This window comes from Kitasatospora sp. CM 4170 (assembly GCF_032110285.1).
Classification (GTDB): domain Bacteria; phylum Actinomycetota; class Actinomycetes; order Streptomycetales; family Streptomycetaceae; genus Kitasatospora; species Kitasatospora aburaviensis.
In genome coordinates, this window is record NZ_CP134877.1 from 282,336 (window position 1) to 304,802 (window position 22,467).

15 protein-coding genes are annotated in these 22,467 nt (G+C 74.3%); 10 read left to right on the top strand and 5 right to left on the bottom strand.

What is annotated here, in order from left to right; genetic code table 11:
* Positions 1–72: 72 nt before the first annotated feature.
* From RMN57_RS01285 to RMN57_RS01295, 3 genes are all read left to right on the top strand, one after another.
* On the top strand, positions 73–1,569 hold the full coding sequence (locus RMN57_RS01285) for a PepSY domain-containing protein (protein ID WP_313761466.1): 1,497 nt from the start codon (positions 73–75) through the stop codon (positions 1,567–1,569).
* Positions 1,570–1,643: 74 nt separating this feature from the next.
* Positions 1,644–3,332 carry an IS1182 family transposase gene (locus RMN57_RS01290; protein WP_313761467.1) on the top strand — a complete coding sequence of 563 codons (1,689 nt, stop codon included), beginning with the start codon at positions 1,644–1,646 and terminating at the stop codon, positions 3,330–3,332.
* A 232-nt stretch (positions 3,333–3,564) separates the two neighbouring features.
* The gene (locus tag RMN57_RS01295; protein ID WP_313761468.1) at positions 3,565–4,827 is read left to right on the top strand and encodes a hypothetical protein; all 1,263 of its coding nucleotides are present in this window, start codon (positions 3,565–3,567) and stop codon (positions 4,825–4,827) included.
* Positions 4,828–5,038: 211 nt separating this feature from the next.
* Here RMN57_RS01295 and RMN57_RS01300 read toward each other — a convergent pair whose 3' ends face one another.
* Positions 5,039–6,784 carry an LCP family protein gene (locus RMN57_RS01300; protein WP_313761469.1) on the bottom strand — a complete coding sequence of 582 codons (1,746 nt, stop codon included), beginning with the start codon at positions 6,782–6,784 and terminating at the stop codon, positions 5,039–5,041.
* 308 nt (positions 6,785–7,092) lie between these two features.
* Positions 7,093–8,091 carry a winged helix-turn-helix domain-containing protein gene (locus RMN57_RS01305; protein WP_313761470.1) on the bottom strand — a complete coding sequence of 333 codons (999 nt, stop codon included), beginning with the start codon at positions 8,089–8,091 and terminating at the stop codon, positions 7,093–7,095.
* Positions 8,092–8,430: 339 nt separating this feature from the next.
* On the opposite strand from RMN57_RS01305, the gene RMN57_RS01310 reads away from it, so the two are divergent.
* From RMN57_RS01310 to RMN57_RS01320, 3 genes are all read left to right on the top strand, one after another.
* Entirely contained in the window at positions 8,431–9,075 is a 645-nt protein-coding gene (locus RMN57_RS01310; protein ID WP_313761471.1) for a dihydrofolate reductase family protein, read from the top strand.
* A 297-nt stretch (positions 9,076–9,372) separates the two neighbouring features.
* Positions 9,373–12,420 (top strand): LodA/GoxA family CTQ-dependent oxidase, encoded by a 3,048-nt coding sequence (locus RMN57_RS01315; protein ID WP_313761472.1) that lies wholly within the window; start codon positions 9,373–9,375, stop codon positions 12,418–12,420.
* Positions 12,417–13,616 carry a tryptophan 7-halogenase gene (locus tag RMN57_RS01320; protein ID WP_313761473.1) on the top strand — a complete coding sequence of 400 codons (1,200 nt, stop codon included), beginning with the start codon at positions 12,417–12,419 and terminating at the stop codon, positions 13,614–13,616. Before RMN57_RS01315 ends, RMN57_RS01320 begins: the two co-directional genes overlap by 4 nt.
* Before the next feature lie 46 nt (positions 13,617–13,662).
* Here the strand turns inward: RMN57_RS01320 and RMN57_RS01325 are convergent, their stop codons facing one another.
* Complete coding sequence (locus RMN57_RS01325; protein WP_313761474.1) at positions 13,663–14,685, bottom strand: helix-turn-helix domain-containing protein; 1,023 nt, start codon at positions 14,683–14,685, stop codon at positions 13,663–13,665.
* 104 nt (positions 14,686–14,789) lie between these two features.
* Here RMN57_RS01325 and RMN57_RS01330 point away from each other — a divergent pair, with 104 nt between their 5' ends.
* The 3 genes from RMN57_RS01330 to RMN57_RS01340 all read left to right on the top strand — a co-directional run bounded on the left by RMN57_RS01330 (position 14,790) and on the right by RMN57_RS01340 (position 19,614).
* On the top strand, positions 14,790–16,022 hold the full coding sequence (locus RMN57_RS01330; protein WP_313761475.1) for an alpha/beta hydrolase: 1,233 nt from the start codon (positions 14,790–14,792) through the stop codon (positions 16,020–16,022).
* A 1,058-nt stretch (positions 16,023–17,080) separates the two neighbouring features.
* Positions 17,081–18,121 carry a MerR family transcriptional regulator gene (locus RMN57_RS01335; protein ID WP_313761476.1) on the top strand — a complete coding sequence of 347 codons (1,041 nt, stop codon included), beginning with the start codon at positions 17,081–17,083 and terminating at the stop codon, positions 18,119–18,121.
* A 179-nt stretch (positions 18,122–18,300) separates the two neighbouring features.
* Entirely contained in the window at positions 18,301–19,614 is a 1,314-nt protein-coding gene (locus tag RMN57_RS01340) for a deoxyribodipyrimidine photo-lyase (RefSeq protein ID WP_313761477.1), read from the top strand.
* Between the two features lie 174 nt (positions 19,615–19,788).
* Here RMN57_RS01340 and RMN57_RS01345 read toward each other — a convergent pair whose 3' ends face one another.
* Together RMN57_RS01345 and RMN57_RS01350 are read right to left on the bottom strand one after the other, a co-directional pair.
* A complete protein-coding gene (locus tag RMN57_RS01345; protein ID WP_313761478.1) occupies positions 19,789–20,832 on the bottom strand; it encodes a zinc-dependent alcohol dehydrogenase family protein in 1,044 nt (347 codons plus the stop codon).
* Positions 20,833–21,146: 314 nt separating this feature from the next.
* Positions 21,147–21,611: a DUF5990 family protein gene (locus tag RMN57_RS01350; RefSeq protein ID WP_313761479.1), complete on the bottom strand. Its 465-nt coding sequence runs from the start codon at positions 21,609–21,611 to the stop codon at positions 21,147–21,149.
* 398 nt (positions 21,612–22,009) lie between these two features.
* On the opposite strand from RMN57_RS01350, the gene RMN57_RS01355 reads away from it, so the two are divergent.
* Positions 22,010–22,357 (top strand): hypothetical protein, encoded by a 348-nt coding sequence (locus RMN57_RS01355; protein WP_313761480.1) that lies wholly within the window; start codon positions 22,010–22,012, stop codon positions 22,355–22,357.
* Positions 22,358–22,467: the final 110 nt, after the last annotated feature.

Consider the following 22,467-nt stretch of genomic DNA (forward strand, 5'->3'; position numbering starts at 1 on the left):
GCGGCGTACGCGACCACCCGACGCCTCACCGCGCCCGACCACACCGGGCGCGACCTGCAAGGACAACCTCACATGTCTACGACAACCGAACACCCGCCCTCCCACGCCCCCACGCCGGAGGCGGAGAGCGCCGCGCCCGTCCGCTCCTGGCGGGAGGTGCGCGCCCTGCTGGTGCGACTGCACTTCTACGCCGGGATCCTCGTCGCCCCGTTCCTCCTCGTCGCGGCCCTGACCGGCCTCGCCTACACCTTCACCCCCCAGCTCGACCAGCTCGTCTACGGCGACAAGCTGACCGTCGCCCACACCGGCACCACCGTGCGCCCGCTCGCCGAACAGATCGCCGCCGCCCGCCAGGCCTACCCCGAAGGCACCCTCGCCTCGGTCGTCACCCCGCCCGGACCGGAGGACACCACCCGCGTCGTGCTGTCCGTGCCCGAGCTGGGCGAGAAGCAGCGCACCGTCTTCGTCGACCCGTACACCGCCCAGGTCAAGGGCGACCTGACCACCTGGTGGGGCTCGACCCCGCTGACCGCCTGGCTCGACGACCTGCACCGCAACCTCCACCTCGGCGAGGTGGGCCGCCTCTACTCCGAGGTCGCCGCGAGCTGGCTGTGGGTGGTCGTCGCCGGCGGCCTCGTGCTCTGGCTCGCCCGTGCCCGCGGGCAGCGCGCCGCCACCGTGCGCGGGGCCGTCCTGCCCGACCTCTCCGCCCGCGGCGTCCGCCGCACCCGCAGCTGGCACGCCGCCACCGGCGTCTGGCTGGCGCTCGGCCTGTTCGGCCTCTCCGCCACCGGCCTGACCTGGTCGCACTACGCCGGCGACCGCTTCGGCCAGCTCCTGGACGCGGCCAAGGGCCACGCCCCCGAGCTGGACACCCGCCTGCCCGGCGCCCAGCCCGCGGCCGAAGCCGCCGGCGCCGACGGGCACGCCGCCCACGAAGGCCACGGCGGCGCGGCGGCCGAGCCCGCCGACCCCGACCCGGCCGCCTTCGACGCCGCCCTGGCCGCCGCCCGCGACGCCGGGCTCGGCGGCACCGTCACCGTGAGCCCGGCCGAGGACCGGGCGTCCGCCTGGACGGTGGCGCAGAAGGACAACGCCTGGCCGGTCCACTACGACCAGGTCGCCGTCGACACCACCACCGGCACGGTCACCGCCCACACCCGCTGGGCCGACTACCCGCTCCTGGCCAAGCTCTCCAAGCTCGGCGTCCAGGGCCACATGGGCAATCTGTTCGGCCTCGCCAACCAGCTCGCCCTCGCCGCCCTCGCCGTCGGGCTGAGCTTCGTCACCGTCCTCGGCTACCGGATGTGGTGGCAGCGCCGCCCCACCCGCACCGACCGCACGGCCCGCCTCGGCAAGGCCCCCGCCCGGGGCGCCTGGCGACGCCTGCCGCTGCCCGCCCTCCTCGTCGGCATCCCGCTGACGGCGGCCATCGGCTGGGCCCTGCCCGTCCTGGGCGTCACCCTGCTCGCCTTCCTCGTGGCCGACGTGGTCACCGGCCGCCGGCTGACCACTGACGGCAACGTGGGCCCGGACCGCCGAGCGGACGCCGTTGGCGAATGTGACTGATCGGCTGCGCTGAGTGACGCCGGTCTCCGAGACTTGTTCTCGGAGACCGGCGTTCGTCGTTGTGGGGGTGCGTGGTGTCGATGCGTGCGGGTGGTCCGGGCGAGGTGCCGGCGGAGACGGTGCGGGTGGCGCGGGCAGCGTTCCCGAAGGGAAGCCTGGCGATCCGGATCCGGGACGAGCTCGGGGTGCTGTTCAGCGATGGGCGGTTCGCCGATCTGTTCCCGGCGCGGGGCAAGCCGGCGTGGTCGCCAGGCCGACTCGCACTGGTGTTGGTGCTGCAGTTCGTCGAGGGGCTGACCGACCGGCAGGCCGCGGAGGCGGTGCGGGCGAGGATCGACTTCAAGTACGCCCTCGGTCTGGAACTCGGCGATCCCGGCTTCGACTTCTCGGTGCTCTCGGAGTTCAGGGACCGCCTGGTCGAGGCGGACGCCGGACGGCGGGTGCTGGACGGCGTCCTCGACGCGGCCCGGGCCAAGGGCCTGCTGAAGACTGCGGGCCGTGCCCGCACCGACTCCACCCACGTGCTGTCCGCCGCCCGGGAGATGTTCTGGCTGGAGATGGTCTCGGAGACCCTGCGCTCCGCCTTGAACGCGCTCGCCCAGGCCGCCCCCGAATGGCTGGCGGATGTCGCGGAGCCGGACTGGTTCCGGCACTACGCCACCCGGGCCGAGGACTCCCGCTTCCCCAAGGCGCACGCGAAGCGTGTCGAGGTCGGGCAGCGGATCGGCACCGATGGGACACGGCTCTTCCAGGCGCTCTGCGCTCCCGGCGCGCCGTCCGGGCCGCGGGACCTGCCCGAGGTGGAGACCCTGCGCCGGGTCTGGCTCCAGCACTTCCACCAGGTCGAGGGCGAGGTGAGGCGCCGGGACCCAAAAGACCGGCCGCCGGGCGCTCTGCGCCTGGTCACCCCGTATGACCCCGAGGCGCGCGGCGGCAGGAAGAACGAGCTGATCTGGGACGGCTACAAGGTCCACCTGACCGAGACCTGCGAGCCCGACGCGCCGAACCTGGTCACGAACGTGGCCACCACCGTCGCCACCGTCGCGGACAGCGTCATGAGCGAGACGATCCACGCCTCGCTCGCCGAGCGGGACTGCCTGCCGGGCGAGCACTGGGTCGACGCCGGGTATCCCACCGCCTCCCAGATCGCGGCGGCCCGGCGCGAGCACGGCATCGCCCTGCACGGACCGGTCGCGGCCAACACCAGCGCACAGAGCGATCCGGCCGGCGGCCACGGCCAGGAGGCCTTCACCATCGACTGGGACCGCGAGCAGGTCACCTGCCCCGGCGGCCACACCAGCGTCAACTGGAGTAGCCGGCTCTCCGAACACGGGCTGCCGGTGATCCGGGTGCGGTTCTCCTCCACCAACTGCCGTCCCTGCCCAGCCCGGACGGCATGCATCAACTCACCCAACGCCCCACGACGCGAACTGCGCCTGCGCCGACACGACGAACACCACGCCCTGCAAGCCGCCAGGACCGAGCAGCAGACCGACGACTGGAAAGAGCGCTATAAGGTCCGCGCCGGAGTCGAAGGCACCATCGCCCAAGGCGTCCAACGCTGCGGCATGCGCAGATCCCGCTACCGAGGCCTCGCGAAGACCAGCCTCCAGCACCAGCTCACCGGCGCCGCCCTCAACCTCACCCGCATCGACGCCCACCTCACCGACACACCCCGAGCCCGCACCCGCACCAGCCACTTCACAGCACTTCGCCCGCCGACCAATCGGTCGGCGGGGCGAAATGATCAGGACCCGCATTAACCAACAGCGTCCGCCGAGCGGTCCGGGCCCACGTTCACCCACGGCACCCCGCCGCCCGACAGCAGGGTCGACAGCCCGTCCCCCACTGGCCTCCACCGGGGCGGTGACTCCGCACGCGGCGTGGGTATGGGAGAGGCACACGCGGGGCGGGAGGTCAGGGGTGTCCGAGCAGCGGTGGACGATGGTGCGGTGCACGTGGCGGACTGCGGCGCCGGCGGTGCCGGAGTGTCTCGTGTACTGGTTCTCAGGCGAGCCGTGGCCCGGCGGCGTGCGGGGTGGGGAGCCCTGGCGGTCGGACCGGGTTCGGGTGCCGGCGAGCGCCGTCGAGGTGGACGGCTGGCGTGACGCCGCCGTCGCCTACATCGCGGAGGCCGAGGCTGCGGCCGACGAGGTGCGGGAGGTCCGGGCCCGCGGCTCACGCCGGCAGTTGGCCCGGCGGGTGCCGGTGGTCCGCGCGCGACTGGCGGCCCGCCGGCGCTCCGCCGAGGTGGCGTACGCGTCCCGGATGGCGGCTGCCGCCGCGGCCTACCGCCCGGTGCTGGAGGAGATCGACGTGCGGATCGCCACCGTGCGGGAGGAGGAGCGGGTGGCCCGGCAGCGGGCGGCTGCCCGTGCCGAGACCGAACGGCTCGCCCGGTACGCCGAGTTCCAGGAGTGGACGAAGCGACGGACCGACGCGGCGCAGGCCGCCGATCTGCGGCTGTGGACCTGGGAGCACGAGCCGGACGTGCTCCGCGTTCTGCTGCACGACGTCAATCGTCACGCGCAACCTCCGCTGACTGCCCGGGAGTTGGCAAAGATCACGGTCGTCCTCGCCGGCCGCGGCTCGGCCCGGGTGACGTGGGAGCCGGCGGCCCGCCGCCGGGTGGAGGAGGAGATCGCCGTCGGGACCTTCGCTCTCTGGTGGCGTGGCCTGCTGGACACGACGGTGAACGCACGGGCCCGGGAGGCCGCCGAGCAGGAGATCGTCACCACGGCCGAGCGCGTGGGGGCGGCCCTTGCCGCCGCCGGGGAACCCGGCGTCGCGGCCTACAGCGCGGGCAACTCCGATTTCGTGCGCGGGTGGAGGGTGCTCCTCGACTGGCCGACGCACGTCCCGCCGCCGGTCTTCACACCCCCACCGCTGCCCTGGGCGAGCAGCGGAGACCGTTGGTGGTACCGGAGTTACGGCGACACGCCCGGCGACTACAGCACGCTGACGCTGAGGATCGCCGGGTGGCTGCCCGGCTCGGTCGGGTTCGCCGAGGTCGGAACCGAGATCGTCTACCACACTTTCACGCGGCGACGCTGGAGTACCGTCACGGCCGCGTTGTTCGCGCGTCTGCTCCTGGACGACGAGATCAGCCATCGCGGCCCCGGGCAGCCGGAGTACTTCACCCTCCGCGTCGGCGAGCACGCGCAGGCCCGCCACTTCGTACCGTTCGTCACGGCACTGGCCGCAATGGTGACGACCGCGCTTCTCGACCTCGCCCGCGACAACGGCGTCCCGCAGTGATGCCGAACGGGGGCCCGAAGGTGCGGATCGTCTCGTCGGTGGACGTGGAGGACGTGGCGAAGGCGGTGCCGCCGTTGCCGTCGGCCACCCGGCCGCCCTCCACCTCGTCGCTGTCCCCATCCGGGCACGCGGATGACCGGAGACACGGGCCTCAGCGGCCCGGCCCGGCCGGGTCGGCGAGGCGTTCGCCGTCGGTCGGGCCGCGGGGTGCTCAGTAGGTGTACCGGCCGCCCTGGGGGTTGACGGTCATGCAGTCCTTGTCGTTGTCGGCCGTCTCCGCATCGACCGAGGTCGGCAGGGAGGTGGGCGCGCTCTGGGCGGGCGGCGGGTTGGCGCCGGGGGCCGGGAAGGTGGTGCCGGTGGGCCAGTCGGCGCCGATGACGAGCGCGACGGACTTGGCGGTGCCCGCTTCCTTCAGGGCCGTCTCGGGGAGGCCGACGGCCGTGGCGACCGCCTTGGCCTGCGCGAGCTGCCCCTTGCCGTAGGTGAGGGTGGTGGTGGCCCGGGATCCGCCGCCGCCGGCCGTGGCCGCCTTGGTGAAGCCGGCCGCGACGAGGGCCGCCTTGACGTCGGTGGCCCGGTTGGCGACGGTGGTGGCGTTCTGGACGATGACGGCGACCGAGTCCCGGCTCGGCCCGGTGTCGGGAGCGGGGCCGGCCGGTGCAGTGCCCGGTGCAGTGCTCGGTGCGGCGCTCGCGGGGGCCGACGCTTCGGGGGACGGCGTGGCCGGCGAGGCGCCCTTGCCGTCCAGCGGGAGGTCCTGCCCCAGCATCTTCCAGATGTTGTCGGTGTCGGCCTTCTGCAGGACCAGCCGGTTCCGGTCCTTCGGGTCCTCCAGGACCGGGACGGTGAGGCTGGTGGTGCGCTCGGTGGGTATGCCCTTGAGCTCGTTGCCCAGGTCGTAGAGCTTCTTGATGTCGGCGAGGCCCCGGTCGACGCTGAGCGACTTCGTCGCGGCCTCGGCCAGCTTCATGAGCGAGCCCGGATCGGTGAGGGAACCCTTCTTCTTGAGCTGGCGCATGAGCGAACTCAGGTACATGTGCTGGGCCCGGGCGCGGCCGAGGTCGGGGCCCCAGGCGTCGCGGACGCGCAGCCACTGCAGGGCCTGCTCGCCCTGGATGGTCGTCTCCCCCTTGGGGAGCTTCAGACCGGTGCCGCCGATGCCCGGTATCTGCCGGTCGTACATGTTCATGGTGACGCAGACAGGGACACCGCCGACCGCGTCGGCCATCGTGACGACACCGGCGAAGTCGACCATCAGGTAGTGGTCGATCTCCAGGCCGGTGAGCGAGATCCAGGTGCCGACGACGCAGCCGGCCCCACCGCGGGTGAGGGTGCTGTTGATCTGGAGCCGCTTCTCCGCGGGGAAGGTCTGCTTGCCGTCCTCACTGTGGCAGGCCGGAACGGCCACCATGGTGTCGCGCGGGACGGTGACCATTGAGGCGTTGCTGCGGTCCGCCGAGATGTGCACCAGCATCTGCACGTCGGCCAGGCCGGCCCGGCCGGCATCGTCGGCGCCGCCGCCGAGCGCGACGTTGGCGGCCGAACCGCGGCTGTCAGTGCCGATGACCAGGATGTTCAGCGGCGTCTGGCCGGCGGCGTTCGGTGCGGTCTTCGCCCCTTGGGCGTCACTGAGGTTCCTGCTGCCGACCTGCAGGTTGGCGTTCAGGTGCCGGTAGTACAGGTAGGCGCCCCCGCAGCAGGCGAGCACGACCAGACCCAGCGTCAGCGCGATCGGTTTCAGCCAGCGCCGCCACCCGGTCTTCCGGCGCCGTCGGCCCGTCCGGCCGCGGCCCTGATTCCGGCTCTGATTCCGGCCCTGGTCCCGGTCGTCGGCCCGGCGCCGGGCCGTGCGGTCCGTTCCCGAGGGGCTCGGGATGGCGCCTTCCGGCGGGTGGCCGGCGGAGTCCGGGCTGTCGGAACTGTCGGCGGGCGCCAGGTCAGCGCTTCGGGTCATGTGTGCCGCCAGTCTCTCGCGCCGGAATCCGTAGGTCAGTTCGACCAGTAGGGACGCTACCTGCCCGGGCACGCCGAGTACGAACGTGTTACAGACTCAGGACACTTGCCGGCGCGCCGGCGGTACGGCGAGCAGGTGGACGGGCGGAGCGTCCGCCGCACGGGCGCCGACCTGCGCGTCCTTCCCCGCATCGGCCCGTTGTTCGAGCTGCCGCCCCGCCGACGCCGACGGTCCTCGTCGATGAGTGCGGGCCGCTGCGTTGAGGCCCGTCCGGTGCCGCGTTCGTCCGAGCCGCCGCCAACCGATGCTCAGGCCGGGGGCAGGAGCGGCGGGTTGTCGAGGAGGAGGTCGTGGCCGACGTCGGTGAGGGTGTGGCGGACCTGCTTGCCCTCGCGGCGGGTGGCGATCAGGCCGGCCGTGCGCAGCGCGGCGGCATGGGCGGAGGCGGAGGGCGGGGTGACGCCGAGCCGCTGGGCGAGTTCGGTGGTGGAGCAGGCGCTGCGGGCGATGGTGCGCAGGACGCGGGCCCGGGCGGGGCCGAGCACGGCGGCGAGGCCGTCGGCGGCCGGTGTCCGGGCCGCAGGTCCGGCGGTCGGGGTGGCGATCGGGTGCAGCAGCAGGCTCTGGCGGTCCGGCCCGGCCAGCAGGCCGATGCTCCGCTCGACGAAGTAGTTGGGCCGCAGTTCCAGGCCCCGGCCGCCGAGCTCGTAGGAGCCCTCCAGCTCGCCGAGGGTGCACTCCAGCACTCCCTCGTCCCGCCAGACGGCCTTCGGGTGGAGCGAGTCGAGCATTTCGCCGATCCCGGAGCGGGCGGCGGTACGGGCCCGGGCGGCGATGTCGGCCTCCAGGGCGCGGCGGATGTCGGGCCAGTCCGGGGCGAGGCAGGACCGGAACAGCGCCCAGGCACCGTCACTCACCTCGCGCAGGCCCCGGCTGCCGTCCTCGCGCAACCGGGCCAGGGCGGCCGGGAGTTCCGGGCCGCTGCCGAACATCGCGACGTCCTCCTCCACGGCCTGCTGCGGGACGGCGAGGAGCGCGTCGAGCTCGTCGGTCAGCTGCCGGCGGACGTCGTCGAGGTCCGCCACCATGAAGTCGGGGACGCCGATAGGGCTCGCGTTGACCACGTCGAGGAAGCGCACGGCCCGGTGGGGCACGTGGCGGCGGACGTCCCGCCACCAGCGCTCGCTGCGCGACCCGCTGCCCTGGTGAACGCCCGACCGGGCCGAGCCTGCCATCAGGTGGTCGAGCGGGGATATGACGAACCGGGTCCTCGCGAGGTCCGCGACCCCGAACCTCAGTGCGATCACGAACCCTTCCTCCGGTTCCCCGCAGCCGTCCTGATCTGCCGCGTTGTTGACTATTAGGCTCAGAGGCTAATGCATGGCCCACCGGCCGTCCCGGTTGGCATGATCTCTCTCGCCGGCGCGACCGAGACCCGCTCCGGCCCCCACCACGAGGGGAGTGGGGGCCGGAGCACGATCCTCGACCCTGGCGTTCGTCGAACCGGGCACCCGCCGTCGGCCGCCTCCTCCGCCCGGCCGCGCCGTGGGCGAGTCGGTCACCGGGCGGCCCGGCGGACGCGGGTTAGCCTCGGACTCCGGCCGGTGCGGCCCGCCCGCCGGAGCGCCGAACGCCGGAGGTCTTCCGTGTCCCTGGTCCGCGTCCACAACTTCTCGGTCTCGCTCGACGGTTACGGGACCGGCGAGGGGCAGAGCCTGGAGGCCCCGTTCGGCCATGCCGGCGACCGCCTCCACCGCTGGTTCTTCCACACCAGGACGTTCCGCCGGATGCAGGGGAAGGAGGGCGGCGACACCGGCGTGGACGACGCGATGGCCCGCGCCTGGGGCGACGGCATCGGTGCGGAGATCATGGGGCGCAACAAGTTCGGTCCCCAGCGCGGCCCTTGGGAGAACCACGACTGGAACGGCTGGTGGGGGCCGGACCCGGTGTTCCACACCCCGGTCTTCGTGCTGACCCACCATCCGCGGCCCTCGGTGGAGATGGCGGGCGGCACCACCTTCCACTTCGTCGACGCCTCCCCCGAGGAGGCGCTCCGTCAGGCCCGGGCGGCCGCCGGCGGCCTGGACGTCCGGATCGGCGGCGGGCCCCACACCGTCCGAGCCTTCCTGGCGGCCGACCTGGTCGACCACCTGCACGTCGTCGTGGTGCCGATCGTCCTCGGGCGCGGCGAGCGGCTGTGGGACGGGCTGGAAGGAGTCGAGGAGCGGTTCCGCACCGAGGCGGTGACCAGCCCGAGCGGGGTGACACACGTGACCTTCACCCGCGCCTGACGCCCCCCCGACGGCACCCGGTCCCGGCAGGGGCAGGGCGGCGCCCGGCTGGCGCCGGACGGGCGCCGCCCTGCCCGTGCCCGGACCCCGCGGACGGTGCCCCCCCGGCCCGGAGTGCCACCACGGCTGACCGATTGGAGTGAGCCGCCCGGCCGCGGCCCGGTCGTGTGCTCGGTTCGGGCGTACCTCGGCGCGCCGGGAGCCACTGGTCTGTGCACGCTGGATCGGGTGGGTGGACGCAGGTGCAGGCCTCCGGACCACCGGCCCGGCAGACCACTGCACGGATCGGAGCACAGCATGATCGGAACCCCTGCGCCCCTCGCCGGGAACGACGGCGACGACGGGAACGCCGGCCCTCCGCAGCTTGCGGGGTGCGCCGAGGACGCGGCCGCCGCCCTGAAGCAGATGTTCGTCGACCTGACCCAGGGTGCCCGGATGTCCCGCGGGCAGGACCCCGTCCGACGGCCGGTGTTCCTCAAGCCGCACGGCGTCGCCCGCGGGGTGCTGACGGTCTCCCCCGACCTCCCGCCCGACCTGCGCGTCGGGTTCCTCAAGACGGCCCACGAGCGACCCGACGGCCTGGCCGCCTGGGTGCGCTTCTCCAGCGACACCGTGCCCGGCAGCCCCGACCTCGACACCACGCTGGGCATCGGCGTCAAACTGTTCGGCGTGCCCGGCCCGAAGCTGCTGGACGGCGAGACCGAGGCCGGCACCCAGGACCTGCTGCTCCAGAACCACGACGTGTTCTTCGTCGACACCGCCCAGGACATGTGCGAGTTCACCAGGGCCGGTGTCGTCGACGGCGACTACGAGCAGTACCTCAAGGACCACCCGGTCACCCGGGAGATCCTCGACGCGATGGCCCGGTTCGAGGAGAGCGCGCTCACCGCCGACTACTGGAGCGTGCTCCCCTACGCCTTCGGCCCCGAGCGCTTCGTCAAGTACAAGCTGGTGCCCGCCGGCTGTGCGCCGGGCGACCCGGCGGCGGTGCCGCCCGACGAGAACCCCGCGTACCTGGGCGCCGACCTGCGCCACCGGCTCGCGGCGGGCACGGCGGCCTTCGACCTGCTGCTGCAGTTCCGCACCGACCCGCAGCGCATGCCGCTGGACCGGGCCACCGTGCGGTGGGACGAGGCCGAGAGCGCACCGGTGACGGTGGCCCGGCTGACCCTCCGGAAGCAGGACGTCACCGCGCGGGGCCAGGCCGCCTACGGCGAGAACCTCGCCTTCAACCCGTGGCACGCCCTCGCCGAGCACCGCCCGGTGGGCAGCATCTCCGAGGTCCGCCGGACCGTCTACCAGGCGTCGGCCGAACAGCGCCGCGACGTCAACGGCGTCCCGGCGGCCGAACCCGGCCCGGCCCGCCCGCAGCTCACGCCGCCGCCCGGCCGCGACACCCGGATCGTCCGGGCCGCCGTGCACCCGGCCATCGGGGTGGCCAGGGTCGGCGACAGCGCGGACGAGTACGTCCTCGCCCCCGAGGTCGACCAGCCGGCCCCGCTGCCCGCCGGGTCGTACAAGGACGCCACCGGCGCCCTGAAGCGGCAGGCCGTCCGGTTCCGCGTCTACGGCTACAACGCGGCCGGCGAGCCGGTGGCCGAGCTGACCGCCGACAACGCGGACCTGCGCTGGACGGTGCACGTCGCCAACCGGAAGGCCGCCTGGTACCAGTTCCAGCTGGCCCTCGACATCCCCGAGGCGGACCGGACCGACGACAGCAACCTGCGCAACCCCAAGGTCCCGGCCGACCGGCGCGACCGCCTGGTCATCGACCCCGGCCGCCGGTCGGTGCGCGGCCGCAACCGGTCCGGCGGTCCCGAGCACACCTTCGACACCGGCACCTTCATGGACCGGCGCGTCTACCTCGGGGAGCTGCGGACCGACGGGAGCGGCCGGCTCCTCTTCCTCGGCGGCCGGGGCGTCTCCGCGTCCGCCACCGACACCCCCGCGGACACCTTCGCCAACAACGACGGCTGGCACGACGACGTCTCCGACGGACCGGTCACCGCCGAGGTCAGCATCGACGGGCGGCCGATCCCGGTCGACCCGGGCTGGGTGGTCACCGCACCCCCCAACTACGCGCCCGAGCTCACCTCGGTGCGCACGATGTACGACCTGGTCCGCGACGCCTTCGTCACCGCCGGCCTGCTCCCCGAGCCGCCTCGGCCGTCGTTCACCCGGGACGTGCTGCCCGTGCTGCGCCGCCTGTGCGACCTCCAGTGGGTCAACCAGGGGGTGGCCGTCCAGCTGGGGCACGGCGGGCGGGAGGACCTCCTCGACCCCGCGCGCCTCGCCGCGCTGGCGGACCCCTCGCCCGTCCGGCGGGAGCTGCGCCGTCAGGTCTGGCTCACGATCCGCAACTACGACCGTGACGGCATCTCCCCCGTGCCGTGGCCGGGCGTGTACGGCGATGCGATGAACGTACCGGCCCAGTCGGTGCGCCAGCACGTGACGCTCTCCCCGCTCCAGTACCGCCTCCTGCAGCGCTGGGCCCGCGGGGACTTCGTCGCCGACCACGACCCGCAGGCCGTACCACCGGCCTCCCTCGACGACGTCCCGTTCGCCGAGCGGCCCCGGACCCTGGACCGGGCGGCGCTCTCGTTCTGCCTCGCCGACGCCTTCCACCCCGGCTGCGAACTCACCTGGCCGATGCGCCACACCACCCTGTACAGCAGCCCCTTCCGGGTACGCCTGCGCGATCCGGCGCTGCCGCCCCCGCCCGCCTACGGCCCGACGCTCACCCCGCAGATCGCGCTCTCCTTCGACGGCCCGCTCTACGCCCAGCGGCCCGGCGACCTGACCAGGTGGATGGCCGTGCCCTGGCAGACCGACACCGCGAGCTGCCGGTCCGGCTACGAGTACCTCTCCGGCTTCGGCACCTACGACCCGTACCTGCCCACCTTCTGGCCCGCCCGGGTGCCCAACCACGTGATCGCCGAGGAGGAGTACGCGATCGTCATGGACGCCTCCCGGCCGATCGAGGAACGCCTGGCCGCGTTCGGCAACCGGCGGGCCTGGCTCCGCTGGCTCCCGCCGCGCTACACCGACGCCATCAACGCCATGGTGACGGACTTCAGCCGGCTCGGCGTGGTCGAGCGCCGCCCCGGGCCCACCGACGACCCCCGCCTCCCGGCGGAGCTGCTCGTCGAGTCCGAGGTGACCTTCCCGCCGGAGCCCGCACCGCCGGCCCTGCGCAACCTGGTCGCCCTGCACGTGCCGCTCGGCGCCGACCCGGTGCTCGGCGAGGCCGCGATGGCCACCGCCGTCACCATGGCGGAGCTGCCCGACGAGGAGGTCTCGGCGGGGTACATCGACAAGGTCAAGCGCCTGCGGCACGACCGGTGACGGACCGTCTGTGCCCGCCGGGTCCCGTCGACGCCGTCGTGGCGGGCGGCGGCCCGGCGGGCTCCGTCGCGGCACTGGTCCTGGCGGCGGCCGGCCGGCGCGTCCTGCTCCTCGACCCCGGCGGGCGCCCCGCGCCGCCCGCCGGCCGCGGCGCGTTCAAGATCGGGGAGTCGCTGCCGCCCGCCGCCCGGCCGCTGCTGCGCGACCTCGGGCTGCTGGACGGATTCCTCGCCGCCGGGCACCCCGCGTCCACGGGCACGTACGCCGCATGGGGTTCGCCGGCGCTGCACGGCATCAGCCACCTCTTCGACCCGTACGGGCACGGCTGGCACCTCGACCGGCCCCGCTTCGACGCCTTCCTCCGGGACGCGGCCGTGGCGGCCGGCGCCGAGCTGCGGCGGGCCACCCTGCTCGCGCGGTCCGGCGGCCGGCTGACCGTCCGCCAGCACGGCAGCGGAGCCGGCAGCGGTGACGACAGCGGGGCCGGAACCGTGGCGGAGCTGCACACCCGCTGGACGGTCGACGCCACCGGGCGGAGCTGCGTCGTCGGCCGCCGGCACGGCCGCCGCCACCGGCAGGACCGGCTCGTCGCCGTCTACGCCGTCCTCCCCGGCCGGCACGCGGCCGAGGGCACGGGCCCGGAGGACGCCGAGGCCCGGACGCTCGTCGAGGCGGCACCCGCCGGCTGGTGGTACACCACCCGGGTCCCGGCCGGGCGCCTGGTCGCCCACCTCACCGACCCCGACCTCGCCGCCCCGTCACTGCGCACCCCGCAGGGCTTCTGGCACGGCGTCACCCGGACCGACCACGTCCGCCGGCGCCTGGAACGCTACGACCCCGCCGCAACCCCCGTGCCGCGCTGGACACCCGCCCACGGCGTGCGGCTGGGCCCGGCCGCGGGTCCGGGCTGGGTGGCGGCCGGGGACGCCGCACTCGCCTTCGACCCGCTCTCCTCCCAGGGCATCCTCACCGCGCTGCACACCGGCGCCCGCGCCGGTCAGACCGTCGCCGCGTGCCTGGCCGCCCCGGCCCGCGCGGCGGCCGCCCTCGCCGACTACACCGCCTTCCTGGACGGCGTCGCGGACGCCTACCGGAGGAACCACGCGTACGCGTACGACCAGGAGCGGCGCTGGCCGCAGAGCCCGTTCTGGCGACGCCGCCGAACGCACGGGGCGCCCCTGCCCGGTACAGCATGAAGGCGCCCGACCCGGGGCGAGCGGCAGCGCGACGTCGACGGAACGTTCACCGGGATGGCACTGGTGGTGCCTGAACCGGAGGATCCGGTCGCGGCCTGCGGTCACCGAACCAGGCATCCTGCCGTAGCAACAGGCTGCCGAGTGTGGTGCGCCGGTGCAGGACCGCCTTGCCGGCACGTGAGGTGGAAATCAGTCCGGCACCGCGAAGAGCCGCAGTGTGAGCCGAGACCGTCGCGGCGCTGACACAGAGCCGTCGGGCGAGCTCTGTCGTGGTGCGCTCCTCGGCCAGCAGGCGCAGCAGCTCGACGCGGGTGTTCCCGATCACCTTGACCAGCGCGTCCGGACCGGCGGCGCCATCGGGCTGCAGCAGAATGCCGGAACCGGCCGGGTACGTGACGGCAACCGGGCGGTCGGGGAGGTCGGACAACAGCGGTCCACCGGTCCAGTGGAAGCTGGGCAGGAGAAGCAGCCCGCGCCCGCCGAGGTGGACCTCCCGCGGCCTGCCCGGGAGCTCCCAAACGCCTCCGTGGAGGCGGGCGCCGGGCAGCAGCCCGGCCAGCACCGAGCCGACGCCACTCTCGGCAAGCTGCACGGCCCGACGCACGAACTCGGCGTGGTGCAGGTCCTGCACCTGTCCCCAGACCGGGCCGAGCAGCACCTCGAACGCTGCATGCTGCGCACGACGGATCAGGCGCCATGCCTCGGGAGCGCCCCGGTGTAGTTCGTGGATCCACACCGGGGCGGGCGTGCGCGCGCGTGCGTAGACCCGTTCCAGCTCGGCACCGACCAGCTCGGCCCGGGCCGAGCGGACCTGTTCCAGGGCGTCCGGGAGGGAGTCCGCCAGCACGTCCAGAAAGCTCGGCGCCCGCCCGGCCGGGACGAGGTCCGCGAGCGGGAGGGCCGCCGTCGGCAGAGCGCGCAGCGCCCTGCGCCGCCACGGGCCGTGGAGAAGCTCGCCATCCTGGCGGCACATCATCGTCAGTGCCACGTTGAGTTCCTGGAGCGGCGCCGGCCGAGGCGCGAGGCCGACTCGGGCGAAGTCGTCCGGCGTGAAGTGGATCCGGAGCACGGCGCCTCCCCGTGTGTCAGCCCCGTCAGTGTGCGGGGCGCCATCCTTGAGCCTCAAACCTAAACGATCGCGTGCGCCGGTCCGGGCGGGACAGCATGCGCTGTATGACCCACGACTTCTTGATGAGCCGACGGACCGTCACCACGTCCCTGCTGGCGGGCTCCGCCGCGCTGTTGGTCGGTGCCGGTGGCCGCGCCCACGCCGCCCCCCGCGCCACCGCTGCGGCCCCGACGCCGGGTGACCTCGTCCTCACCCTGCCCGCGCCCACCGGCCGCCACCGGGTGGGGTGTCAGCCGGTGTACCTCGTCGACGGTACCCGGCGCGACCCATGGGATCCCGCGATCCCCGTCAGGGAGCTCATGCTGACGGTCTTCTACCCGGCCCGCGACGTCACCGGTCCCGCCCCGGCTCCGCAGATGCCGCCGCAGGCCGCGACCTGGTTCGGACGGATCACCCCGCTCACGCCGCTCCACCTGCCTGCCGCGGGCGTGAACTGGGGCGCCACCCGGTCCCACGCGTTCGAGGGCGCGTCGCCGCTGCCGGGCCGATGGCCGGTGCTGGTTCACAGCCCGGGCGGCGGCGATCCGCGCGGCCTGGGGACATCCCTGGCCGAGGACCTGGCCAGTCACGGCGCCGTCGTCATTTCGGTCGACCATCCCGGCGACGCCGCAGCCGTCGAGTTCCCGGATGCCCAGCCGTACCGGACGGACACCGTGCGGACGACCGTCCTCCGCGGCGACCCGCGGGACCGGCCGGCCGTAGCCCGCACGATGATCGACGCACGGATCGCCGACCTGCACTGCGTCCTCGACCGGCTCGGGCACGCGGCCGACCTGCCGCTGCCACGCGGCCTCGCCGAGACGCTCGATCTGCGCCGCCTCGGCGTGTACGGGCACTCGGCCGGCGGGAGCGCGGTGACCGAGGTGATGTACGAGGACCGGCGGGTGCGCGCCGGGATCAATCTGGAGGGCTACCTGGACTACCCGCCCTCCGCGCCCGGCGCCACCGCCGAACCGTTCCCGGTCACGGCAGTCGGGGTCGACCGGCCACTGCTCCTGCTCGGCAGCGAGGGGTTCAACCGGCGAGAGGAACTGGACCGCTCCTGGTCCGCCGTCACCGCGCTCTCGGGTCGGTGGGTCCACAGCGCGCGCGTCGCCGGTGCCAACCACTGGATCTTCACCGACTTCGCTGCGATGCTCCCCCGGCTTCAGGCAGCCGGGTTGATGACGGCAGCGGAGAGGAACGCGCTGATCGGCACCGTCGGCCCGACCGTATCGGTGCCCAAGGTCCGCCACACGATTCGCAGGTTCTTCGCACGGCACCTGGCCGGCCACTGATCGGCAAGCAACAGCGGCTCGATACGTGCCAGGTCGGCACGGCCGGGTTCGCCGAGGTCGGTGAAAACGATGCACAAACGATCCGAGTGGTCTCCGCGCGGTGAATCGCTGCACCGTGGACACCGTGACTCCGCACACGCAGACCAACGAGGACGCGTTCTCCGCCGGTCGGCCACGGCGGCCGGCAGCCGACGATCTGCACGGCCTCCTCGCGCTCTCGGCACGCAGCGACCGGGCCGCCTACGAGCTGCTCCACCGCGCGGTCGCCGGGCCGATCCACGGAGTGGCCCTCCAAACAGTGCGCAATCCGGCCCGTGCCGGGAAGTCGCTCAGGACGTCCGGCTGGAGACGTGGCGCTGCGCCGCAGCCCACCGGCCCGAACGACGGTCGGTCATGACCTGGGTCCTGACCGTGGCAGACCACCGTGCGGTGGACCGCGTACGCGCCGCAGCAGCTGCCACCGAGCGTGACCGCCGCCCGGCGTTCCGGGAGTCCGGGGATGGTGGTCCTCCGGACGACGAGGTGGTCCGGTCCCCGGACCGGGTACGAGCCAGGTCCGCTCTCGCGGGTCCGCGCCGTCCACAGCGCGAACCCGTGGCCCCGGCCCACTACCGTGGATACTCCCAGCGGGAGTTCGCGCGCCTGACGGACGTGCCGCCCGGCACCGTCGAGAGCCCGATCCGTGACGGCCTGACCCGTCTCAGGGCCCTTCGCGGGCGTCCCCGGTCGACCAGACCGGTCGCCGGCGCTGCGCACCCACCCGGTCACCGGGCGGGAGCCCGACGACGACGCGTCCGGGCCCCGGAACCCCCGAATCCCTCGGAACCACCACTGCGGGAGGACGTCATGACACTCGACCAACAGACCTCCGTGCACGAGCGAGCCGTTCCGGTGAGTCCGCCGACGGAGACGCCCGAATGCGAGTCCTCCACGTGTGCGGGGATCTCCACTCCGGAGTCGGTCGAGCTGCACACGGCTTGGCCCGGCTGGATTCCCCTGGTGGTCATCGCCGTCCTGGTCGTGTGCTGCGTGGGCTTCGCGGTGGGCAGGATCGGAGGATGGTGACTTCCTCGACCGAGCACGAGGCGCAGGCGCAGGCGCGGGACGACGGCCCGCACGGAGCGGCGGACTCCGTCGCGGACGTGGGCCTTGCCACCGGAGGCGTGGCACAGCGCTTGGGCGTGTCGCCGACCACCGTCCGCTCCTGGGAACGCCGCTACGGCATCGGCCCCGCCCATCGGCAGGAGGGGCACCACCGCCGGTGGAGTCCGCAGGACATCGCCGTCCTGGAGGCCATGTGCCGGCTGACGGCCCGCGGGGTACCGCCGGGCGAAGCCGCTCGGGCGGTGCTGGCCGAACGCGCCGCGGCGAGCCGTGACGGCAGCCCGCCCCCCGCTCTCCGCCGGCCCGGCACCGCCGGTGGCGCAGGCGGCGGTCGAGCCCCGGGTGGCAGCCGCGCCCTGCGGGTCGGGACGGTACGCCCCGAGTGCCGCGGCCTGTCCCGGGCCGCGGTTCGGCTCGATGCGCCGGAGGTCGTCCGGATCCTGCGGGAGACGGTGGAGGCGCTCGGGGTGATCGACGCATGGACGGAGGTCATGATGCCCGCCCTGCGTGCCGTGGGTCGCAAGTGGGCGGCGGACGGCGAGCAGTACGTCGAGGTCGAGCACCTGCTGTCGTGGCACGTGTCGAGCGCCCTGCGCGGCGTGGCGGTCGGGCCGGTCACTGTCCGGCCCGTACGACCGGTCCTGCTCGCGGCGATGCCCGCCGAACAGCACACCCTGGCACTCGAAGCCACTGCGGCGGCGCTGACGGAGCGCGCACTTCCCTTCCGCATGCTCGGTGCGGCCGTTCCACCCCGAGCGCTTCTGGACGCCGTCCGGCGGATCGGACCGGGCGCCGTGATGATCTGGTCCCAGGACCACCGCACCGCGGACCCGGAGCTGGTGGGCCAGGTCAGTGGCAGCCTGTGGGGGCCGCACGGCTCCCGCAGCCGGGCGCTGGTGGTGACCGCGGGCCCCGGCTGGGCCCGCACCCGCCTCCCGGCCGGCGCCGTCAGCCCCCGCACCCTCACAGCCGCCGTCGACCTCCTCGCCCGATGACCTGCCTGCCGGCGTTCGGCAGCGGCCGACCGCTGCTGGAGCGCCGGCGCGGCGCGCGGCGGCCCGGCCGGCCTGCCGGACCACCCGGCCCGCACCGGCGGCTTCCCGCCCCTGCCACCCCGCCGCCGAGCCCCCGAACCCCCGAAGTCCCGAAGTCCCGTCGTCCCAGAGGCCCTTCCATGACCGTCTCGATCGCCCTGTTCACCCAGGACCTGCGCCTGCACGACAACCCCGTGCTGCACGCCGCGCACACCTCGGCCGACCAGGTCGTTCCCCTGTTCGTGTCCGATCCGGCCGTCGAGGCCGCCGGGTTCGCCGCCCCCAACCGGCAGGCGTTCCTCGCGGACTGCCTCGCCGACCTGGACGCCTCGCTGCGCGGCATCGGCTCCCGGCTGACCGTGCGCCGGGGCGACGCAGCCGAACAGACCGCCGGACTGGCCGCCGAGACCGGGGCCACCACGGTGCACGTCGCCGCCGGCGTGACCGGCTTCGCCCACCGCCGGGAGGTCCGGCTGCGCAAGGCCCTCGGCGACCGGCTGCACGTCCACGACGCCTCCGTGACCGTGGTCCCGCCCGGCCGGATCACCCCCGTCGGCCGCGACCACTACGCGGTCTTCACCCCGTACCACCGGGCCTGGCAGGAGGCACCGCGCCGCACCGTGCTGGCGGCTCCCCGGGCGCTGCGCACGCCGGGCGGCCTCGGCAGCGACCCCCTGTTGGTGAGCGGCACCACCTCCCCGGGCCTGCCGCCCGGAGGCGAGAGCGCGGGCCGCGCCCGGTGGCGGACCTGGGACATCGACGCCTACGCCGACGTTCACGACGACCTCGCGGCGGACGACACCTCCCGGCTCTCCCCGTACCTGCACTTCGGCTGCCTTTCCCCGACGGAGCTCGTCGCCCACGCCCGGCGGCACGACGGCGAGGGCGCCCGGGCCTTCGTCCGGCAGCTCGCCTGGCGCGACTTCCACCACCAGGTCCTCGCCGCCCGCCCCGACGCCGCCCGCCGGGACTACCGCGACCACGACGACCACCGCCACCACGACGAGGAGGAGGCCGAGGCCTGGCGGCAGGGCCGCACCGGCTACCCGATCATCGACGCCGGCATGCGCCAGCTCGCCCACGAGGGCTGGATGCCCAACCGCGCCCGGCTGATCACCGCGAGCTTCCTCGCCAAGAGCCTCTACCAGGACTGGCGGATCGGCGCCGCCCACTTCCTCTCCCTGCTGGTCGACGGTGACGTGGCCAGCAACCAGCTGAACTGGCAGTGGGTGGCCGGCACGGGCACCGACACCCGGCCCAACCGGATGCTCAACCCGCTGCGTCAGGCCGACCGTTACGACCCCGACGGCGCCTACGTGCGCCGCTGGATCCCCGAACTCGCCCATCTGCCGGGCCCCGCCGTCCACCGCCCGGGGCTGTTCGCCAACGGCTACCCCGCACCGATCATCGCCCCCGACGCCCTGACCGCCCGGTTCCGCCACGGGCGGGCCTGACGGCGGCGTCGAACGCCGAAGGGCCGACGCCAGGCGGGGCCGCGCAGCGGGCGGAGTCCGGTCCCTGACCTGCAGCGACGACGTTGAAGGCGCCGCCTGCGAGGCGGGCGGTCCGACTTCGCTGCGTCACCCCGTTACTCCGCTGCTCCGCTGCTCCGCCACCCCGCGACTCCGTTACTCCGCGACGAGCACCGCGACCCCCGTCACCCGGTCGGCGGCGAGGTCCGCGAGCGCCTTGTCCGCCTGTCGCAGGGGGTAGCGGGTCACGTGGACCGCCGGGCGGGTGCGGGCGGCCTCCGCGAGGAACGCCAGGCCGTCGGCCCGGGTGTTGGCGGTGACGCTGCGCAACGTTCGCTCCTGGAAGAGGTGCCGCTGGTAGTTCAGTGGCGGAATGTCGGTGAGGTGGATGCCGGCGACGGAGAGCGTGCCGCCGCGGTCCAGGGCGGCGAGGGCGACGGGCACCAGTTCGCCGACCGGGGCGAAGAGGATGGCGGCGTCCAGCGGTGCCGGGGGCGGGTCGAACGAATCACCGGCGAAGCCGGCGCCGAGCTCCAGTGCCAGGTGCCGTGCGTTCGCGCCGCGGGTGAACACGTGCACGCGGGCGCCCCGGGCGAGGGCGACCTGGGCGGTCAGGTGGGCGGACGCGCCGAATCCGTAGATGCCCAGGAGTCCGCCCGCCGGCAGTTCGGCCCGCTCCAGTGCCCGGTAGCCGATGATCCCGGCGCAGAGCAGCGGGGCGAGTTCCTCGGCCGGCGGGCCCTCGGGCAGCGGGTAGGCGAACCGGGCGTCGGCCGTCACGTGCCCGGCATAACCGCCGTGCCGGTCCCAGCCGGTGTAGCGCGAATCGGGGCAGAGGTTCTCCCGCCCGCTCCGGCAGTAGGCGCAGTCGCCGCAGGTACCGGCCAGCCAGGCCACCCCCGCCCGGTCCCCGACGGTGAACCCTTCGACCGCCGTGCCGGCCGCCAGGACGTGCCCGACCACTTCGTGTCCGGGCGTGCACCTGGTCGTCCGGGGGCGGAGGTCCCCCTCGGCGAGGTGCAGGTCGGTACGGCACACGCCGCACGCCTCGACCACCAGCAGGATCTCGTGCGGCCCGGGCGCGGCCAGTGGCCGCCGTTCCCACACCAGCGGTGCCGGGTGTCCCGCGCCGATCGGCCCGGGATGGTCCACCACCCAGCCGTCGGTCGCCGCCGGTACGGCGCGGATGACACGGTGCATGGCTGCCTCCGGGCGCGCTCGCAGGGTGCCCTCGCGGCGCCGGACACGCCGAGGACCCCGTCCCTGCCACTGTCCCTCCGGGCGGGCCGGTGCGCGCGGGGGCGTTGGCCCCGGGGCACCGACCCGGGGCACCGGCCCGGTCGGTCACCGCATCGGGGCCGTTCAGCCCCACCCGCACGACCGGGCGGGACCGCGGTCAGATGACCCGGGTTGGCCACTGACAGGCCGCCCACGGGATCAGCGAGCGGCCGGACCGGGTCCGTCGCGTAGGCGCTCCGGTGCGGGCGGCGGGGGCGGTGGGGGTTGAGCAACGGTCAGAGCGTGGTGGCGCCGGCGGACCATGCGACGACCGGCGGGCGGACGGCGGCGCACAGCGGTTGGCCTTTGGCGTCGGTCAGGCCGAGCCTGGCGACCAGCCGTCCGGAGTGCGCGGCGGCCGCGAGGACGGCCGGGTCGACGGCGTCGAGCATGAGCTTGGCGCGGCGGAACATCGTGAAGACCCCGGTGTCGTCGACGGTGCCCCAGGAGAGGTAGACGAAGCGCTGTCCGGGGCGGCCCTGGATGTGGGGGCCCTTGAGGTCGACGCCGGATGCGGTGGCGCTTGCGGTGCAGTCGAGCGTCCAGGCCGCCGAGGCGGCGTCGCCGGGCTGGGGGTCGAGCAGAACGTCGCTTCGCTGCCGCTGTTGGACGGCGACGTGGATGTCGGTGTAGCCGGGGAAGCCGGGGCCCGCCGTGCAGGTGCGACCTGGTAGGGCGAAGGCCTCGATCCGGATCTGCATGGGGACATCTTCCTCCCGGCGGTCGCTCGACGGTAGCGCGATCCGGGATGTGTCGGCCCGTACTCCGGTGGGCGGCACGCCCATCGAAGCGCTGGCACAGCCACCACCAGGCCGGGGCCGGCTGGTGCCCGCGTGGTCAAGAGCGCGTTAACACGACGGCGCTCCGCGTAGGGAACGCGTTAACGGACTCGCTTGTCGCCACCCCTCGGGGGTCTCATGGATCCAAGGGAATCCTGGAGATCGAACGGCAGATTCGTCAGCCGATCCACCTCCCATCCACAGATTCCCAGGAACAGCAAGTAACTCAACCCGAGGGAAGCGACACCATCGCCGAGGACACCCGGATCGTCGTCGGAGTCAGCGGATCGGCCGGCAACCTGGCCGCCCTGCACCGCGCCGTGCAGGAGGCCCGCCTGCGCAACGCCGTACTCGTCCCGGTGATCGCCTGGACGCCGGTCGGCGGCGAGTCCACCTACCGCACCGCGCCGTGCCCGCCGCTGGCAGAGCTCTGGGCGAAGGCGGCCCGGGACCGGCTCGACGCCGCCTTCGCCCAGGCCTTCGGCGGCTACCCCGCGGGGCTCCGCGTCGAGCCCGTGGTGATGCGCGGTGAGACCGGTCCGGTGCCGTGGTGGCGGTTCCGCCGACCACCCCGGTGGGGCCCGGCACGGCGGACGACCACCGCCGGCCCACCCTCGCAGCCGCCTGAAGCCGGACCGGGCGGGGACTACTCCGGCCCCGACTCCTGACGGCCCGTCCGCGACCGCACGGTCATCATGGGCTCACACATCGAGGTGCAGCCGGGCCGGCCGCCGGACCGACGGAGGGTTCCGGCTGCGGGGCCCGCGCTCCCGGCCCG

Excerpts from the sequence above, each read along its gene's own strand:
- RMN57_RS01300 (WP_313761469.1), bottom strand. The coding sequence starts at position 6,784 with ATGACCCGAAGCGCTGACCTGGCGCCCGCCGACAGTTCCGACAGCCCG.
- RMN57_RS01315 (WP_313761472.1), top strand. The coding sequence starts at position 9,373 with ATGATCGGAACCCCTGCGCCCCTCGCCGGGAACGACGGCGACGACGGG.
- RMN57_RS01285 (WP_313761466.1), top strand. The coding sequence starts at position 73 with ATGTCTACGACAACCGAACACCCGCCCTCCCACGCCCCCACGCCGGAG.
- RMN57_RS01350 (WP_313761479.1), bottom strand. The coding sequence starts at position 21,611 with ATGCAGATCCGGATCGAGGCCTTCGCCCTACCAGGTCGCACCTGCACG.
- RMN57_RS01330 (WP_313761475.1), top strand. The coding sequence starts at position 14,790 with ATGACCCACGACTTCTTGATGAGCCGACGGACCGTCACCACGTCCCTG.
- RMN57_RS01340 (WP_313761477.1), top strand. The coding sequence starts at position 18,301 with ATGACCGTCTCGATCGCCCTGTTCACCCAGGACCTGCGCCTGCACGAC.
- RMN57_RS01345 (WP_313761478.1), bottom strand. The coding sequence starts at position 20,832 with ATGCACCGTGTCATCCGCGCCGTACCGGCGGCGACCGACGGCTGGGTG.
- RMN57_RS01335 (WP_313761476.1), top strand. The coding sequence starts at position 17,081 with ATGGTGACTTCCTCGACCGAGCACGAGGCGCAGGCGCAGGCGCGGGAC.